Raw genomic sequence first — 16,248 nt, forward strand, 5'->3', positions numbered from 1 at the left:
TGACCTTGCATCTGTTCTCATCCCTGTTAAAAACCGCACTGAATTTTAACGTACATGCCTAATAATTTGAACTCTCCTAAAAATTTCGAGCCCCGTCCAAAGGTCTTGCATGCCCAAATCAATGCTCCAAGTGAAATAATGCCTAATATAGCGGCAAGGACATAAATCCAAAATGCGTTTTTCTGTACATTCTTAGAAGTTAAAATTCGTTGCTTCCTTTCATCATATGCCGCCAATAGGTGAAGGACATACATATACACACCTACTGGAAAACGAAGGCTAAAAGGATTCAGCATCTCATCACCCCCTAATATATGTAAAATGATACCACCTCCTTACAGAAAGCATAAGTTCATTTCAGATCATATTTTTAGTCGATTTTTCATGATTTAGTGCTTATAAATGGAGGGGATTTTGGCTTCTTCTCTAACTGAAGGAGGATTTTTTACAGAAATAGGATAAGCCAAATGAATTAGCCACCGGATTTTCGCTCAACACAAAAAAACGCTGCGTCCCGCTCTCATGAAAGAACGGAACGCAGCGCATAGCTGACATTATTTATTCAAGTTATAGAATGTTGCAATGCCGTGATATTGTGCTGTTTCAGCCAATTGATCTTCGATGCGAAGTAATTGGTTGTATTTCGCCACACGGTCCGTACGAGACGGAGCACCTGTTTTGATTTGTCCAGCGTTTGTTGCCACAGCGATGTCTGCAATTGTGCTGTCTTCTGTTTCACCAGAACGGTGAGAGATAACAGCTGTGTATCCTGCGCGTTTTGCCATTTCGATTGCATCAAATGTTTCAGTTAATGTACCGATTTGGTTTACTTTGATCAGGATTGAGTTACCAACGCCGTTTTTGATTCCTTCAGAAAGCTTCTTCGTATTTGTAACGAACAAGTCGTCTCCTACTAGCTGAACCTTGCTGCCAAGGCGCTCAGTTAATAGTTTGTGACCTTCCCAGTCGTTTTCATCAAGGCCGTCTTCGATAGAGATGATTGGGTATTTCGATACCATATCTTCATACCAGTCAACCATTTCAGCAGATGTTTTCACAACACCTTCGCCTGATAAATGATATTTACCGTCTTCTTTGTTGTAGAACTCAGAAGATGCAGCATCCATTGCAAGTTTCACTTCTTCACCTGGTTTGAAGCCAGCTTTTTCGATCGCTTCAACGATTGTTTGAAGTGCTTCTTCGTTAGAACCAAGGTTTGGAGCGAATCCACCTTCGTCACCTACAGCTGTGTTTAAGCCTTTTGCGCTTAATACAGATTTCAGGCTATGGAAGATTTGAGCGCCCATGCGAAGTGCTTCACGGAAGTTCGGTGCACCTACAGGCATGATCATGAATTCTTGAATGTCTACGTTGTTATCCGCATGCTCTCCGCCGTTGACGATGTTCATCATCGGTACTGGAAGCGTTTTGGAGTTGAATCCACCAAGGTATTGATACAGTGGAATTTGTAAGAAATCAGCAGCCGCACGTGCTACAGCGATAGATACACCAAGGATTGCGTTTGCGCCTAATTTCCCTTTGTTTTCTGTTCCGTCAAGTTCGATTAACATTTTGTCAATCGCTACTTGTTCTGTTACATCAAAGCCTAAAAGCTCTGGTGCAATGATTTCGTTTACGTTGTTTACAGCTGTCAGAACACCTTTTCCAAGGTAACGGTCTTTGTCTCCGTCACGTAGTTCTACTGCTTCATATTCACCAGTAGAAGCACCACTTGGAACAAGCGCACGGCCAAAGCCGCCAGATTCTGTGTAAACTTCTACTTCAACTGTTGGGTTACCGCGAGAGTCTAATACTTCGCGTGCATATACGTCAACAATGTATGGCATGTTTAATTTCTCTCCTTTTGAAACAATTTTTTTATTTCTGAATTAATGATGTTCCTGTCATCTCTTTTGGTTTTTCAAGACCAAGTAAGTCTAAAAGCGTTGGAGATAGATCGGCTAAAATACCGCCTTCTCTAAGCGTCGCACCTTTTTTCGTCACGATGACTGGTACAGGATTCGTTGTATGTGCAGTATGCGGCTTTCCTTCTTCGGTAATGAGCACGTCTGCGTTACCGTGGTCTGCCGTGATGATGGCATGTCCGCCTTTTGCCAGGATTGCGTCGACTACAGCTCCTAAGCACTCATCTACTGCTTCAATAGCTTTGATTGTTGGCTCAAGCATACCTGAATGACCAACCATATCCGGGTTAGCAAAGTTCAGAATGATCGCATCATGCTTGTCAGCATTGATGTCTGCAACAAGTGCATCCTTTACCTCATAAGCACTCATTTCCGGCTTGAGGTCATAGGTTGCCACATCTGGTGAATTGATTAAGATGCGGTCTTCACCAGGAAATTCTTCTTCACGTCCACCGCTCATAAAGAACGTCACGTGAGGATATTTCTCTGTTTCAGCAATCCGCAGCTGTTTCAATCCATTTTGAGAAAGCACTTCTCCTACTGTGTTATCCAAATTCACTGGTTTGAAGGCAACATAACCATCAACCGTTTCACTGAAGTGTGTGAAGCAGACGAAGTGTAAATTCTTCGGATGAGCTTCTCCGCGGTCAAACGAACGGAAATCTTCATTTGTGAAAGTGTTCGAGATTTGGATGGCACGGTCTGGACGGAAGTTATAGAAAATCACAGAGTCGCCATCGTTTACTTTGGCAACCGGCTCACCATTTTCTCTCGTAATGACAGATGGAATAACGAATTCATCGTAGATTCCATTTTCATAGGAGTCATCAACGACATCATAAATGTTTTGATAACTTGGGCCTTCACCGTACGCCATCGCGCGGTACGCTTTCTCCACACGATCCCAGCGTTTGTCACGGTCCATTGAGTAATAGCGTCCAGAAAGTGTTGCGACTTCACCGACACCGATTTCTTTGATTTGATCTTCCAGCTGTTTCAAGTACACTTTGGCTGTCTTCTGACCAACATCACGTCCGTCCAAGAAGCCATGAATGTATACTTTTGTTAAGCCTTCTTTTTTCGCCAGCTTCAGCAGGGCAAAAAGATGCTGGATGTGACTGTGCACACCGCCGTCTGACAAGAGTCCAAATAAATGAAGCGCCTTGTCATTCTCTTTTGCATACGTCATTGCATCTAGGAACGTTTCGTTTTTCTCAAATTCCCCTTCACGGATGGCAACATTCACCCTTGTTAAGCTTTGATACACAATACGCCCTGCACCGATGTTCAAATGCCCAACTTCAGAGTTCCCCATTTGACCTTCTGGGAGGCCTACTGCCTCACCTGAAGCCGTTAAGGTTTGATGCGGAAATTCGTTCCAGTAGCGGTCAAAGTTCGGTTTTTTTGCTTGTGCGACAGCGTTACCGACTGTTTCGCCTCTTAAACCGAACCCGTCTAAGATGATTAATGCAGCTGGTTTCTTACTCATATTGACCTTCCTCCAATAATTGAACGAAAGACTGAGGTTCTAAGCTTGCGCCGCCTACCAAAGCACCGTCAATATCGGATTCTGCCATATATTCTTTAATATTTGCCGGCTTCACGCTTCCGCCATATTGAATGCGAAGGCTGTCTGCCGCTTCTTGACCAAATTCGCTTGCAACGGTTTTGCGGATGTGTGCGCAAACGTCGTTTGCATCTTTCGCTGTAGAAGATTTTCCTGTACCGATCGCCCAGATTGGCTCATATGCAATCACAGATTCAGCGACTTGCTGCTTCGTTAAACCAGCTAGTGCTTTCTTCACTTGATCAGCGACAAGTTCATTTGTTTTGCCAGCTTCACGCTCTTCAAGCGTTTCACCTACACAAATGATTGGAACGATGCCATGCTTGAATGCAGCATGTGCTTTTTTGTTCACTGTTTCATCTGTTTCAGCAAAGAATTCACGGCGCTCTGAATGCCCAATCACTGAATAGCCGATGCCTAAATCTTTTAGAGCAGCAGGGCTGATTTCACCAGTGAATGCACCATTTTCTTCAAAGTGCATGTTTTGTGCACCAATTTTAAGGTCTGTTCCGTTTGAAAGGCTGTTTAACTTTTCAAGGAAAAGAGCTGGCGCACAGACAATGGATTCCACTTTGTCAGGAGATGGAATAGATGACTTGACTTCTTCAACGAAGCTGACTGCTTCGCCAAGTGTTTTGTTCATTTTCCAGTTCCCAGCTATAATTGGTTTTCTCATGATTGACACTTCCTTATAGCAGTTTTGGTCTTATTTATCGTTTAATGCAGTAACACCAGGAAGTTCTTTGCCTTCCATAAATTCAAGTGAAGCGCCGCCGCCTGTAGAAATATGGCTCATCTGATCGGCAAGACCAAATTTCTCAACAGCTGCTGCTGAATCTCCACCGCCAATGACAGAATATGTATCTTTTGCTTCTGCCAGTGCTTCTGCGATAGCTTTTGTTCCTTTAGCGAATGCATCGATTTCAAATACACCCATTGGTCCGTTCCAGACAACAAGTTTGCTGTTTTTAATAACGTCAGCATACTTTTCTCTTGTCTCTGTTCCAATATCAAGTGCTTCTAGATCACTTGGAATTTCAGAGATTGGCACAATGCTTGTATTCGCATCATTTGAAAAGTCGTCGGCTACCAGAACATCTGTTGGAATCAGGAAGTTCACGCCTTTTTCCTTTGCACGGTCCATAAAGGATTTCGCTAAATCTACTTTGTCTTCTTCTAATAGAGATTTCCCTACTTCGTGGCCTAATGCTTTCACAAATGTGTAAGCAAGTCCGCCGCCGATGATGAGGTTGTCCACTTTATCAAGAAGACTTTCAATCACACCGATTTTATCCTTTACTTTTGCGCCGCCGATAATCGCTGTAAATGGGCGATCAGGGTTTGAAATGGCTTTTCCTAAAACCTCAAGCTCTTTTTGCATGAGGAAGCCTGAAACAGCCGGAAGATAAGCTGCAATACCAGCTGTCGATGCATGTGCACGGTGTGCAGCACCGAACGCATCATTGACATACACATCGGCTAAATCAGCAAATGCTTTTGATAATTCAGGATCGTTCTTTTCTTCACCAGGATAGAAACGAACGTTTTCAAGCACTAGCACATCTCCTTCTTTTAAGTCAGAGATTTGCTTTTTCACGTTGTCGCCGTAAGCTTCATCTGCTTTTTTCACTTCTTTTCCAAGAAGCTCTTGCAGACGTTTTGCCACAGGTGTCAGACGCAGTTCTTCAGTAACTTGACCCTTCGGACGACCCAAATGACTAGCTAGCAGTACCTTTGCGCCTTGTCCTGTTAAATACTCAATTGTTGGTAATGCTGCGCGGATACGAGTATCATCCGTCACTTCTCCGTCCTTCATCGGAACGTTAAAATCTACGCGGCAGAACACAACTTTACCTTTTACGTCAATGTCTTTTACTGATTTCTTATTCATGCTCGTCAGGAGATCCTCCTTTATTCTGGTTTCCTTACGCATTGGACAAGACTCTCTTTATCCTTTTCCCATTTTGCCCTCATCAAAACGAGAAATCGTGCAGAACGGATAAAAACAGAGAAAAAGGGAAAGGGATGCTTCCCCTTCCCTTGTCCGTCTTCATTATATCGTGTCTCTAGGAAAGAACCAAGTGAGTTCCTTCAGTGTGAGAAATTAAAGACCTTGTTTTGCAATGTAAGCTGCAAGGTCAACAACGCGGTGAGAATATCCGCTCTCGTTATCGTACCAAGAAATCACTTTCACCATGCTGCCTTCCATTACCATTGTAGAAAGAGCATCGATTGTTGAAGAGTTTGCATTACCATTGTAGTCACCAGATACTAATGGCTCTTCGCTGTAGCCAAGGATTCCTTTAAGTTCTCCTTCAGCTGCTTCTTTAAGTGCTGCATTTACGTCTTCAGCTGTTACATCTTGGTTTAATTCAGCCACAAGGTCAACTAAAGAAACGTTAGGTGTTGGAACACGCATAGCGCCACCGTTTAATTTACCTTTAAGTTCAGGCAATACAAGTGAAACAGCTTTCGCAGCACCTGTAGAAGTTGGGATGATGTTTTCCGCAGCTGCACGAGCACGACGGTAGTCTTTGTGCGGAAGATCAAGAATTTGCTGGTCATTTGTGTATGAGTGAACAGTTGTCATCATACCGCGTTTGATACCAAATTTATCGTTAAGTACTTTTGCAAATGGAGCTAAGCAGTTTGTCGTACAAGATGCATTAGAGATGACATCGTGGCTAGCTGCATCGTATTTGTCTTCGTTTACACCCATAACGATTGTGATATCTTCTTCGTTAGCAGGAGCAGAGATGATGACTTTTTTAGCGCCAGCTTCTAAGTGTTTCGCAGCGTCTGCACGTTTTGTGAAGAATCCAGTAGATTCAACAACGATTTCTACGCCTTGTTTACCCCAGCTTAATTTCGCAGGGTCACGCTCAGCTGATACTTCGATTGTTTTACCGTTCACTACTAAGTTTGTACCGTCTACAGAAACCTCTGCATCTAGTTTTCCGTGAACAGAGTCATATTGTAAAAGGTGTGCAAGCATGTTAGCATCTGTTAGATCGTTAACCGCTACTACCTCAACTTCAGGATTATTTAATGCTGCACGAAATACGTTACGTCCAATACGTCCAAATCCGTTAATACCGACTTTTACTGCCATGATGTTTCCTCCTTTTATAGGTCACAATGTTTTATATTGAGGGATCAATTGACTCCCTTAATAACTCTTTTGCGGCTCCTTCGTCTGTGACGAGAACCGTTCGGCGCGGTTTTTTGAAATAAGCTTCAATCGCCCCCGCCTTTGATGATCCACCTGCAACAGCAATGATGTGTGGAATGCTTTCTAGATCATCTAGCTGCATACCGACGGAGTGCACTTTGTGTACGACCTCACCATCACGATTAAAGTAATAGCCAAAGGCCTCTGTCACTGCGTCATGCTCATCAATCTTTTTTAAATCTTCAGCTGGTGTATTTCGTCTCATCGCCATTGTTTTTGCTTCACCAATACCATGAATAAGCATCGTGGACGATTTAATCGTTTGAAGCACTTCTTTGACGGACGGCTCTTCAATAATGGAAGAGTAAGCACCTTCTGACAGCTGCCCTGGAACAAACAGCAGTTTGTAAGTACCGGAAGCTTTTTCAGCCATGTGGGCACAAATGGTGTTTGCCTGATTTTTTACATTCTCCCCAAGACCGCCTCTCGCAGGGACAAACATCATATCGCGGTTTTTGGCATCAGGGGTCATCATTTCGGCAACGGCTTCCATCGTCGTTCCGCCAGTGACGGCGACGATATTATTTCCAGTAAACCTTTTTTTCATGCATTGGACAGCAGCTCTTCCCATTTCTTGCTTCACCCACGGGGATTCGTCACTGTCACCAGAAACGATCATGACTTCTTCCAGGCCTAACTTTCTCTTTAATGTATTTTCCAAAAAGGTTAAACCTAAAACGTCCTTCATCATTCCTTCAAGCATTTCAAGCAAAGCGTGACCCTCACTCGTCAGCATCATGCCGCTCGTTTTGACATCCAGCAGATTTTGTTCTTTTAAAAACTGAACTTCAGCACGTAAGATGCGCTCGCTGAGACCAAGACTCGTCGCAAGGCTTCTGCGGCCAATTGGTTCAGCTAATCTGATGTACTGCAAAATGTCGTAGCGTTTTTGCATAACAATGAGAAGATCTGGCAATAATTTTTTTTGAGCTTCCAATAAATGATTCATGGCTAACGACCCTTTCTTTTCACGTTGGACCAAAAACGTCCCACTGTGACAAAAAACGTCCCGCCACAGCCAAAAAAAATCAATCCCTGCTTTCTTTAATTATTTTAACAGGATAATCTTGCATTTTCAACTCTTACAAACACATTTAGACAAAAAATAGACACATTTTCACCGATAACCTGCTTGTCATCAAGGTTCTTGCTATGATATTTCTTTTCAAAATATTTATTTTCTTTTATATAGAATGTATTCACGATGCAAAATGTGCATGCTGGTGAGATCAGCATGCACATTTTTTTCAGGATTTGCTTATGTTTTTGTGATGGTTCCAAACTGTTTTGCCTCTTCTTTCGGTTTGATTTTGAGATAATAAATGATGTAACAGGCAGCCATGAACGGAATTCCGCAATAAAGACCGATCCGCTGATCCTCGATAAAAAACAAGCTGATGAGGACAATGCCAAATGCGATAAAGCCTGCTAATGGGACAAATGGATAGAGCGGTGTTCGGAAGACGAGATCCTTTACATCTCCGCCCGCCTTTATGAATTGTTTTCTAAAGAAATACTGGGACAAGCAAATAGACATCCACACCACAACAAGAACCATACCAGAAATAGAAATGAGCCACACATACACCGTTTTTGGTGCCACAACACTTGTCAGCAGAGATAGTGCAGATACGCCCATTGTGACCAATAGTGCATTGATCGGAATTTTACGCTTGGACAGCTTTTTCGTAAAGTCAGGTCCTTTCCCGTCTTTCGACAGTGCCCAAAGCATACGTGATGATGCATATAATCCAGAGTTTGCTACAGATAAGACCGCTGTGATGATGATAAAATTCATGATATCTGCAGCATACGGTATACCGACCTTGTCCAGCACGACGACAAACGGGCTGTCGACAGTGCCTGCTGTCTGCCACGGAAGAAGCGCGGCCAGAACCGCAATGGATAAAACGAAAAAGACCATCGTTCTCCAAATAATATTTCGTATAGAACGAGGCAATGTTTTTTCAGGGTTTTCACTCTCTCCTGCGGCAATCCCTACAAGTTCTGTTCCTTGAAAGGAGAAATTGACCGTGACCATAGTTAATAAAATAGCAAAAACGCCGTTAGGAAATAGTCCGCCATGATCCGTTAAATGACGAAATAGAGGGGCTGGTTCTCCATCTTTCAGATGAATCATTCCGAAAATTGCGCCAATTCCAATGATAATAAATAATAGGATGGCAGCGACCTTAATGGCTGAAAACCAAAACTCGGTTTCAGCGAAGCTGCGAGCTGAGATGGCATTCACGGCAAATAAAATCACGCTAAACGCAAGACACCAAAGCCAAACAGGGATATCTGGGAACCACCTTTGGAGCAAAATGCCTGCTGACGTAAACTCCAGTCCTATTGTACATGCCCAGCTAAACCAATAAAGCCAGCCGATCATAAAGCCTGTGGACGGACCTATATATTTGGTTGCATACTCCTGAAAGGAACCCGCTGTCGGCATCGCCACTGCTAATTCTCCAAGACAGAGCATCACCAAATACATTAACAATCCGCCAATGATAAAGGATAGAATGGCTCCCCCGGGTCCAGCCTGATGGATAATGAGTCCTGACCCAAGGAAAAGACCAGTACCAATGACGCCGCCTAAGGCAATCATAAAGAGATGCCTGCTTTTCATGGAACGTTCTAGTTCATTATGCTGCTCTTGCTTCAAATCATTTTCCCCACTTTCACTCTTCTATTCATCATCCTTTGACAAAATTCGCTGTTCGTTGAAAGGGAAAGGGAGAAAGTGAAGGTTTCTCCCCCTTTGACATTTATGCTTGAAATAATGCTTCAATATGACCAATCGCCCAGTCTAAATCTTCTTTAGATATCGTGAGAGGCGGTGCAAAGCGGATGACAGTCTCATGGGTTTCCTTACATAACAGCCCTGCTTGTTTCAGCTTCTCACAATAAGGTCTCGCTGCCTCTGTCAGCTCCATGCCGATAAATAATCCGCGGCCGCGCACTTCCTTGATGACAGGACTTTGAATGCGCGTGAGTTTGTCTTTTAAGTATTCGCCAAGCTCCATAGAACGCGCTGCAAGGTTTTCGTCGATTAAGACATCCAGTGCAGCCAGCGATACCGCACACGCAAGAGGATTTCCACCGAAGGTAGAGCCGTGAGATCCAGGGTTAAACACACCTAATATATCGCGGTTTGCGACCACACACGAGATTGGGAATACACCGCCGCCTAAAGCTTTCCCAAGAATCAGCATATCTGGCTCAATGTCTTCCCAGTCACATGCAAACATCTTTCCTGTTCGCGCTAATCCGACCTGAATTTCATCCGCAATGAACAGCACATGTTCCTTTTCACAAAGCGCCTTCGCTTCCTTCAAGAAGCCTTCTGGCGGCATGACAATTCCCGCTTCTCCTTGAATAGGTTCGATCAGAAAAGCCGCTGTTTGTGGTGTGATGGCTTCACGTAACGCTTCAATATCTCCATAAGGAATCAGTTTAATGCCTGGAAGCATTGGACCGAAACCTCTTTGATATTCTGCTTCAGAAGAAAGGGAAACAGCCGTCATCGTTCTGCCATGGAAGTTACCGACGCACGCAATGATTTCTGCGCGATTGTCTTCGATTCCCTTGACGTCATAGCCCCAGCGTCTTGCTGCTTTGACAGCTGTTTCTACAGCCTCAGCTCCAGTATTCATCGGGAGTGCCATCTCTTTATTCGTCAGTTGACAAATTTTCTCATACCAAGGACCAAGCTGATCATTGTGAAAAGCTCTTGAGGTCAGTGTTACCCGGTCTGCCTGTTTTTTGAGCGCCTCAATAATGCGGGGATGGCGATGCCCTTGGTTCACTGCGGAATATGCACTCAGCATATCCATATATCGATTGCCTTCAGGGTCTGTCACCCAAACTCCTTCAGCCTCTGAAATCACAATTGGCAGTGGATGATAGTTTGCCGCACCGTATTGTTCGGTTTGTTGAATCAATTCATTTGTCTGTGTCATCGTCTATTCCTCCTTCTATAAGCTAGCCTCTTTTTCATTGGGTTCATCTACACACATATGATATGCAAGGATCGTGCCAACTTTCTGCCTGCATTATGGCGGTGATTGATCTGGTTTTTTATGCAAAATATTTTTGCATCTGCCAAATTTTTTAGAGGAAACCGCAAAATTTTTCATGTAAAATAGAGGTAACGTCTGGAGGTGGCGCAATGAAAGAAGATTCGTATACTGCAAAGCTCGAAAATGAGATTGATCTGTATAAACAAATGCTCGATTTAATAGATGTCGGGGTTCATGCAATTGACGAGAATGGCAATACTGTTGTCTATAATAAAAAAATGATGGAGATTGAGTCTTTGAAACGCTCTGATGTTCTCCATAAAAATGTATTAGACCTCTTCGTCTTCCAAGACGACATGCACAGTACGCTTGTCCAAGCGCTGCGTACTGGGAAACAAACCGTTCATGCAAAGCAGACGTATCATAATTACAACGGAAAAGAAATCACAACGATTAATCATACATACCCGCTCGTTCGAGACGGCCTCATCCAAGGAGCGGTTGAAATTTCGAATGATGTGACCAAGCTGGAACGGCTGATTCACCACAATATGAAGAAAAAAGGAAGCACACGCTTTACCTTTGATTCCATTATTGGAGAAAGTCCTGCGTTTTTAGAGGTGATTGAGCATGCAAAACGAGCGACACGCACCTCTTCCTATGTGCTCATTGTTGGAGAAACAGGGACAGGAAAAGAACTATTTGCGCAAAGCATTCATAACGGCAGCAGCCGGTCATCTGGACCATTTATTACCCAGAATTGCGCGGCACTGCCTGATAATCTCATTGAAAGTCTGCTCTTTGGTACACAAAAAGGGGCTTTTACAGGCGCAGCTGATCAGCCCGGCTTATTTGAACAGGCGCAGGGAGGTACACTGCTGCTTGATGAGATCAACTCATTAAATCCTGGTCTTCAAGCAAAACTGCTGCGTGTTTTACAGGAGAAGCGTGTGAGAAGGCTTGGCAGCACAAAAGAAATCGCTGTTGATGTAAGAGTCATTGCCAATATGAATGAGGATCCTGTAGATGCAATCGCAGGCGGACGCATGCGCAAGGATTTATTTTATCGGCTGGGTATTGTCACATTATTTATTCCGCCGCTTTCTGAGCGAAAAGAAGACATTCCTACGTTTGTCAGTCATTTTATTCAAAAATATAATGAGCTGTTTCAAATGAAGGTGAAAGCGGCTGACGAAGAGGTACTAGCCCTTTTTCAAGCGTATGATTGGCCGGGTAATGTACGAGAACTGGAGCATGTGATTGAAGCGGGGATGAATATGATGATGGATGAGGATTACTTAAGCCTGCATCACCTTCCATATCATTTTAGATTTAAGCATGGGGAAGGGCGCCCTGCAGCGCAATTACAGACGAATCCTTTGCAGCATACCGCAGCAGCTGACACGTTTATTTATACAAGCCAAGAACATACGACTGATTTTCAAACCCAAATGGAACGATTCGAAAAACAATACATCGTCCATTACTTAGAAAAAATGGACGATAATATTTCACAGACTGCAAAGATACTGGGCATGAGCAGGCAAAGTCTGCAATATCGCATGAAAAAGCTGCATATTTCTCGTTAATAATAGAGCTGTGCCCTTATTCGGCACAGCTTACTGTGGTTCTGACTCTTCTGCCGGTTCTTGAATCACGTCACTCAGCAGTTTTTCTACATTTTTTAAATGCGTGAGCATCGCTCTTTCTGCTTCTTCTGGCTGTCTTGCCAAGACGGCTTTGTAAATGTGTTCATGTTCTTTGTAAAGCTGCCGAATGGAGGCTTTTTTTGAAAACAAGACGGCTTTTCTCGTCTCACGCATCGTTTCTACCAGCAAGGTGGAGACCTGATTCATTAATGCTTTTAATAAATCATTCTTTGAGGCTGTGGCTATGGCGAGATGGAAGGAGAGGTCTGCCTCTTCACCAGTTTCTTTATGTGCTTCTGCGAGTTTCATTTGTTCGAGTGCCTCACGCAGCTGATGAAGGTCATCGTCCGTTCGGAGCAGCGCTGCCTTTTTGACAGCACCCGTCTCAATAATGGTCCTTAATTCAAGGAGCTGCGTGACATCATGCTGCTTCATCAAAAATGCAGGAGACAGACTAAATGTGAGCTGTTCAGGATCGAACTGCTTCACATATGTACCTTCCCCTTGCTTCATCTCTATTAATCCGATCGCTTTGAGAGCAGACAGCGCCTCTCTTACAGCAGAACGGCTGACTTGAAAGCTTTCTGAGAGCGCTTGAACCGAATCTAATTTTTCCCCCGGAAGAAGCTCACCTGTACGAATGGATTCAATTAATGCATCCGCAATTTCTTCATATATTTTTTTCGTTTTGATTTGTTTATATTTCAATTGGTCTCACCTCATCACTGTTGTCTATCCCTATCGGCTCATGCCCTATCTTATACTTTACCCCAAAATTTCCGATCACACGTCTCCCCTCTTTAATTTTCAAGAAATCTTCGGGCTGCCTTGCTTTCAACAAAAAAAGAAGCACGTGCCATGTTCTGGCAAGTACTTCTTTTTAATCGTATCGCTTCCGCAGCGTAGAGGACGGAAGATTCATTTGTTCGCGATATTTTGCAATGGTTCTGCGTGACGCCCGGATGCCAAAGGTTTGCTGAAGCAGCGTCATGATTTGCTGATCTGAATACGGTTTTTTCTTATTTTCCGTTTGGATGAGTTCTGCAATGTGCGTTTTGACAGTGTAGCTGGACGCCTCTTCTAGTGAATGCCCTTCTAATTTTGCTTGGAAAAATTGTTTCATTTCCATGAGACCATAAGGGGTTTGCACCATTTTCCCTTTTACAGTCCGGCTGACTGTTGACTCATGCACTTGCAGTATATCTGCGATCCGCTTCATCGTAAGCGGTTTCATTTTATGTTTCCCTGTTAGGAAAAAATCTGTCTGATGTGAGATAATCTCACGAACGACATGAGTCATCGTTTGCTTTCTTTGCTTCAGCGCTTGGACAAGCCAATTGTACTGCTGCTCTTTTTCCTTTAAATACGTGTATGCTTCATGCCGCTTTTGTTCTTGAATCATGGCGAAGTAGCCTTCATTCATTTCAACGTCTGGAAAAGCGCGCTGATTCAGCTCAAATGTGATGTGATCCTGCATCACAGTAATCGTCACATCAGGCTCTATATACAGATGCTCTTCATCATATGAGAAATGAAGGCCTGGTCTTGGTTCAAGCTGAGACACTACATCTTGTACCGCTTGGAGTGTTTTCATTGAAACACCTGTTTTCGCCACAATTTCCTTCCAAGCCTTTCTGGCAAAAAGAAAGAAATGCTCTTCGATGATCAGCTCGGCTTCATACCAGCGTTCCTTTTTTCTTCTCAGTTGAAGGAGGATACATTCCTGCAATGATCTTGCGCCAATACCGGCAGGCTCTAGGGATTGCAGCTGATGAAGGACGGCTTCTACTTCTTCAGCTGGGACCTCTAAGACAGATGCCATTGCGTCAATCGGTTCATTTAGATAGCCATTGGAATCAATGGACTCAATCATAAAGTAAAAGATTCTTTGATTCTTGTCACTTAAATTTAAATCAATCGCCTGTCTCTTTAAGAACATTTGCAGGCTTTCTTTTTGATGCGTTCGATACGGCTCTGTCATTCGATCGTGTGATTTTTTATGATAAACTGGTTGGTAGCTGTCCGTGTCTTTCCGCTCAATCAGAGGGTTCTCAAGTGCTAACTGGTCAAGATACTCGCCGAGCTCTGTGCAATTCAGCTGCAGCAGCGTAATGGCCTGCCTGAGTTCTGGTGTGAGCACCTGCTTTAATACCTGTTCTTGTTGCAGTTTAAGGCTCATTGTCTCCCCTCCCTCTCATCATTTTACATGAAGATTGACGGACCGTATATACGAAATAGGAGTGATTTCTATGTCTGAACTTTTTTCCGTTCCATACTTTGTCGACAACTTGAAACAACACATCGCCATGAACCAAAATGAAGACAAGGTTCATGCCATGAATGCCTATTACCGCTCCGTGGTGTCAACGCTTGTTCAAGACCAGCTGACCAAAAATGCGGTTGTATTGAAGCGAATTCAGCATCTTGATGAAGCCTATCAAAAGGTGAAAAAGGAAAGCGAATGAACGAAAAAGAACACCCTTTGTCAAGATGGCAAAGGGTGTTTATCATGTGCGAAAAGTTTCTGATCCAGCCTCGATTTATACATCATCAAAAAGCCAGACCGCCCGACAGTATAAATGATAAAGGCAAACCATAGGCCATGATTGTGCCAAAGGGGCGTGACCGCGGTTTGAACGACGATAAACAAAATCATCGCAAACAGCATCGAATTTCTAACAGGGGCAATTTCTGTCGCACCTGTAAATACGCCGTAAATGACCAAACCGAAACAAGCCGCAAACGGATAAAGAACGAGCCAGTCTGCATAGCGTAATGTCACATCAAGCAGATGAGGGAGATTGGTAAACAAGCTCAATATCGGCTCTTTTAATAGAAAATAAACCGCCGCAATGACACATGCCATGACAAGTGCCCACTGCCTTGAAAGGGTTAAGGTTCTTTCATAGAGGGTGCGGTCATTTGCACCAACTGATCGGCCAACAAGGATGCTGGACGCATTGGCAAAACCATCGAACAAATAAGCCATGATGTAGTGAATTTGAAATAAGATGGCATTGGCTGCCAGCAGCTCTGTACCAAAAGAAGCACCTTTTGCGGTAAACATGTTGATGACCACTAGCAGACAGATCGTACGAATAAACAAATCCTTATTCACATGAAACATTTTCTGCACTGCCTGTGTATCCATGATTTTCTTAATGGAAGGCATCTGGAATCCGTTTGACGAATGCTTCATGATGATCCATGCCCCTAACACAAAAGCGGTTAGTTCAGATATCAATGTCGCAGCCGCAACTCCTTTGACTGCAAACGAAAACACATGAACAAGCAGAAATGCGAGCGCCATATTCATGACATTGATCAGGATTTGTAATGAAAGAGCTTCTTTCATTTTTGCCATCCCCATCAGCCAGCCCAATATGACATAATTCATTAAAGTAAATGGCGCTCCCCAAATGCGAATATGAAAATAGTCTGCGGCAAATTGACGGACATCAGCATCAGGAGAGATCACTAGAAAAGCAGATTGAATGATCGGCCATTGCAGAGCAATAAAACAAAGTCCGACGATGACGGCGACGAAAAAAGGTCTTAGAAAAGCAAGAACGCCTAGTTCCTCATTCTGCGCTCCGTTTGCCTGGGCGGCAAAAGCAGATGTACTGACCCGCAAAAAACCAAACAGCCAATATAATGTACTGAAAATGAGACTGCCGACCGCAACGCCTCCAATGTAAGCGGGATTTGCGAGCTGACCGACAACCGCTGTATCAACAGCTCCAAGTAATGGAGTGGTCATCGTTGAAATTGTTAAAGGAATGGCCAAAGCCAAATACGCTCGATGGTTCACACTGCCGCCTGCCTTTCATGAAAAATAGCCTCTTCTAAA

14 protein-coding genes are annotated in these 16,248 nt (G+C 43.6%); 2 read left to right on the forward strand and 12 right to left on the reverse strand.

Features of this window, described 5'->3' with window-relative positions:
* Window positions 1-26: 26 nt before the first annotated feature.
* The 9 genes from NSS65_RS16305 to NSS65_RS16345 form a co-directional block, all read right to left on the reverse strand.
* Window positions 27-296 carry a hypothetical protein gene (locus tag NSS65_RS16305; protein ID WP_024423498.1) on the reverse strand — a complete coding sequence of 90 codons (270 nt, stop codon included), beginning with the start codon at window positions 294-296 and terminating at the stop codon, window positions 27-29.
* A gap of 258 nt (window positions 297-554) precedes the next feature.
* Entirely contained in the window at window positions 555-1,847 is a 1,293-nt protein-coding gene (gene eno / locus NSS65_RS16310) for a phosphopyruvate hydratase (protein ID WP_003212752.1), read from the reverse strand.
* 31 nt (window positions 1,848-1,878) lie between these two features.
* Window positions 1,879-3,414, reverse strand: a complete 1,536-nt coding sequence (gpmI, locus tag NSS65_RS16315; RefSeq protein WP_144496385.1) for a 2,3-bisphosphoglycerate-independent phosphoglycerate mutase — start codon at window positions 3,412-3,414, stop codon at window positions 1,879-1,881.
* Window positions 3,407-4,168, reverse strand: a complete 762-nt coding sequence (tpiA, locus tag NSS65_RS16320; protein ID WP_065214785.1) for a triose-phosphate isomerase — start codon at window positions 4,166-4,168, stop codon at window positions 3,407-3,409. The genes gpmI and tpiA overlap by 8 nt, the downstream gene beginning before the upstream one ends.
* A 30-nt stretch (window positions 4,169-4,198) precedes the next feature.
* Window positions 4,199-5,383, reverse strand: a complete 1,185-nt coding sequence (locus NSS65_RS16325; RefSeq protein ID WP_024426073.1) for a phosphoglycerate kinase — start codon at window positions 5,381-5,383, stop codon at window positions 4,199-4,201.
* Between the two features lie 213 nt (window positions 5,384-5,596).
* Window positions 5,597-6,604: a type I glyceraldehyde-3-phosphate dehydrogenase gene (gap, locus tag NSS65_RS16330; RefSeq protein WP_007500174.1), complete on the reverse strand. Its 1,008-nt coding sequence runs from the start codon at window positions 6,602-6,604 to the stop codon at window positions 5,597-5,599.
* Window positions 6,605-6,635: 31 nt separating this feature from the next.
* Complete coding sequence (locus NSS65_RS16335; protein ID WP_034280955.1) at window positions 6,636-7,673, reverse strand: sugar-binding transcriptional regulator; 1,038 nt, start codon at window positions 7,671-7,673, stop codon at window positions 6,636-6,638.
* Between the two features lie 309 nt (window positions 7,674-7,982).
* Window positions 7,983-9,356, reverse strand: a complete 1,374-nt coding sequence (locus NSS65_RS16340; protein WP_051627329.1) for an amino acid permease — start codon at window positions 9,354-9,356, stop codon at window positions 7,983-7,985.
* A 139-nt stretch (window positions 9,357-9,495) separates the two neighbouring features.
* Complete coding sequence (locus tag NSS65_RS16345) at window positions 9,496-10,689, reverse strand: ornithine--oxo-acid transaminase (protein WP_034280960.1); 1,194 nt, start codon at window positions 10,687-10,689, stop codon at window positions 9,496-9,498.
* Between the two features lie 209 nt (window positions 10,690-10,898).
* On the opposite strand from NSS65_RS16345, the gene NSS65_RS16350 reads away from it, so the two are divergent.
* Window positions 10,899-12,338: a sigma 54-interacting transcriptional regulator gene (locus tag NSS65_RS16350; protein ID WP_326135275.1), complete on the forward strand. Its 1,440-nt coding sequence runs from the start codon at window positions 10,899-10,901 to the stop codon at window positions 12,336-12,338.
* Window positions 12,339-12,368: 30 nt separating this feature from the next.
* Here NSS65_RS16350 and NSS65_RS16355 read toward each other — a convergent pair whose 3' ends face one another.
* Both NSS65_RS16355 and rpoN read right to left on the reverse strand, forming a co-directional pair.
* Complete coding sequence (locus NSS65_RS16355; protein WP_046313158.1) at window positions 12,369-13,106, reverse strand: FadR/GntR family transcriptional regulator; 738 nt, start codon at window positions 13,104-13,106, stop codon at window positions 12,369-12,371.
* A 172-nt stretch (window positions 13,107-13,278) separates the two neighbouring features.
* A complete protein-coding gene (gene rpoN / locus NSS65_RS16360) occupies window positions 13,279-14,577 on the reverse strand; it encodes an RNA polymerase factor sigma-54 (protein WP_326135274.1) in 1,299 nt (432 codons plus the stop codon).
* Between the two features lie 70 nt (window positions 14,578-14,647).
* Here rpoN and yvfG point away from each other — a divergent pair, with 70 nt between their 5' ends.
* The gene (gene yvfG / locus NSS65_RS16365) at window positions 14,648-14,863 is read left to right on the forward strand and encodes a protein YvfG (protein ID WP_024423509.1); all 216 of its coding nucleotides are present in this window, start codon (window positions 14,648-14,650) and stop codon (window positions 14,861-14,863) included.
* Window positions 14,864-14,883: 20 nt separating this feature from the next.
* Here yvfG and NSS65_RS16370 read toward each other — a convergent pair whose 3' ends face one another.
* The gene (locus NSS65_RS16370; RefSeq protein ID WP_046313155.1) at window positions 14,884-16,209 is read right to left on the reverse strand and encodes an MATE family efflux transporter; all 1,326 of its coding nucleotides are present in this window, start codon (window positions 16,207-16,209) and stop codon (window positions 14,884-14,886) included.
* Between the last annotated feature and the right edge of the window lie 39 nt (window positions 16,210-16,248).

It is taken from the genome of Bacillus sp. FSL K6-1006, from assembly GCF_038593175.1.
In the GTDB taxonomy this organism is placed as follows: domain Bacteria; phylum Bacillota; class Bacilli; order Bacillales; family Bacillaceae; genus Bacillus; species Bacillus safensis.

What these genes read in the sequence shown, in the direction of transcription:
- NSS65_RS16305 (WP_024423498.1), bottom strand. Translation starts at nt 296, where the DNA reads ATGCTGAATCCTTTTAGCCTTCGTTTTCCAGTAGGTGTGTATATGTAT.
- eno (WP_003212752.1), bottom strand. Translation starts at nt 1,847, where the DNA reads ATGCCATACATTGTTGACGTATATGCACGCGAAGTATTAGACTCTCGC.
- gpmI (WP_144496385.1), bottom strand. Translation starts at nt 3,414, where the DNA reads ATGAGTAAGAAACCAGCTGCATTAATCATCTTAGACGGGTTCGGTTTA.
- tpiA (WP_065214785.1), bottom strand. Translation starts at nt 4,168, where the DNA reads ATGAGAAAACCAATTATAGCTGGGAACTGGAAAATGAACAAAACACTT.
- NSS65_RS16325 (WP_024426073.1), bottom strand. Translation starts at nt 5,383, where the DNA reads ATGAATAAGAAATCAGTAAAAGACATTGACGTAAAAGGTAAAGTTGTG.
- gap (WP_007500174.1), bottom strand. Translation starts at nt 6,604, where the DNA reads ATGGCAGTAAAAGTCGGTATTAACGGATTTGGACGTATTGGACGTAAC.
- NSS65_RS16335 (WP_034280955.1), bottom strand. Translation starts at nt 7,673, where the DNA reads ATGAATCATTTATTGGAAGCTCAAAAAAAATTATTGCCAGATCTTCTC.
- NSS65_RS16340 (WP_051627329.1), bottom strand. Translation starts at nt 9,356, where the DNA reads ATGAAAAGCAGGCATCTCTTTATGATTGCCTTAGGCGGCGTCATTGGT.
- NSS65_RS16345 (WP_034280960.1), bottom strand. Translation starts at nt 10,689, where the DNA reads ATGACACAGACAAATGAATTGATTCAACAAACCGAACAATACGGTGCG.
- NSS65_RS16350 (WP_326135275.1), top strand. Translation starts at nt 10,899, where the DNA reads ATGAAAGAAGATTCGTATACTGCAAAGCTCGAAAATGAGATTGATCTG.
- rpoN (WP_326135274.1), bottom strand. Translation starts at nt 14,577, where the DNA reads ATGAGCCTTAAACTGCAACAAGAACAGGTATTAAAGCAGGTGCTCACA.
- yvfG (WP_024423509.1), top strand. Translation starts at nt 14,648, where the DNA reads ATGTCTGAACTTTTTTCCGTTCCATACTTTGTCGACAACTTGAAACAA.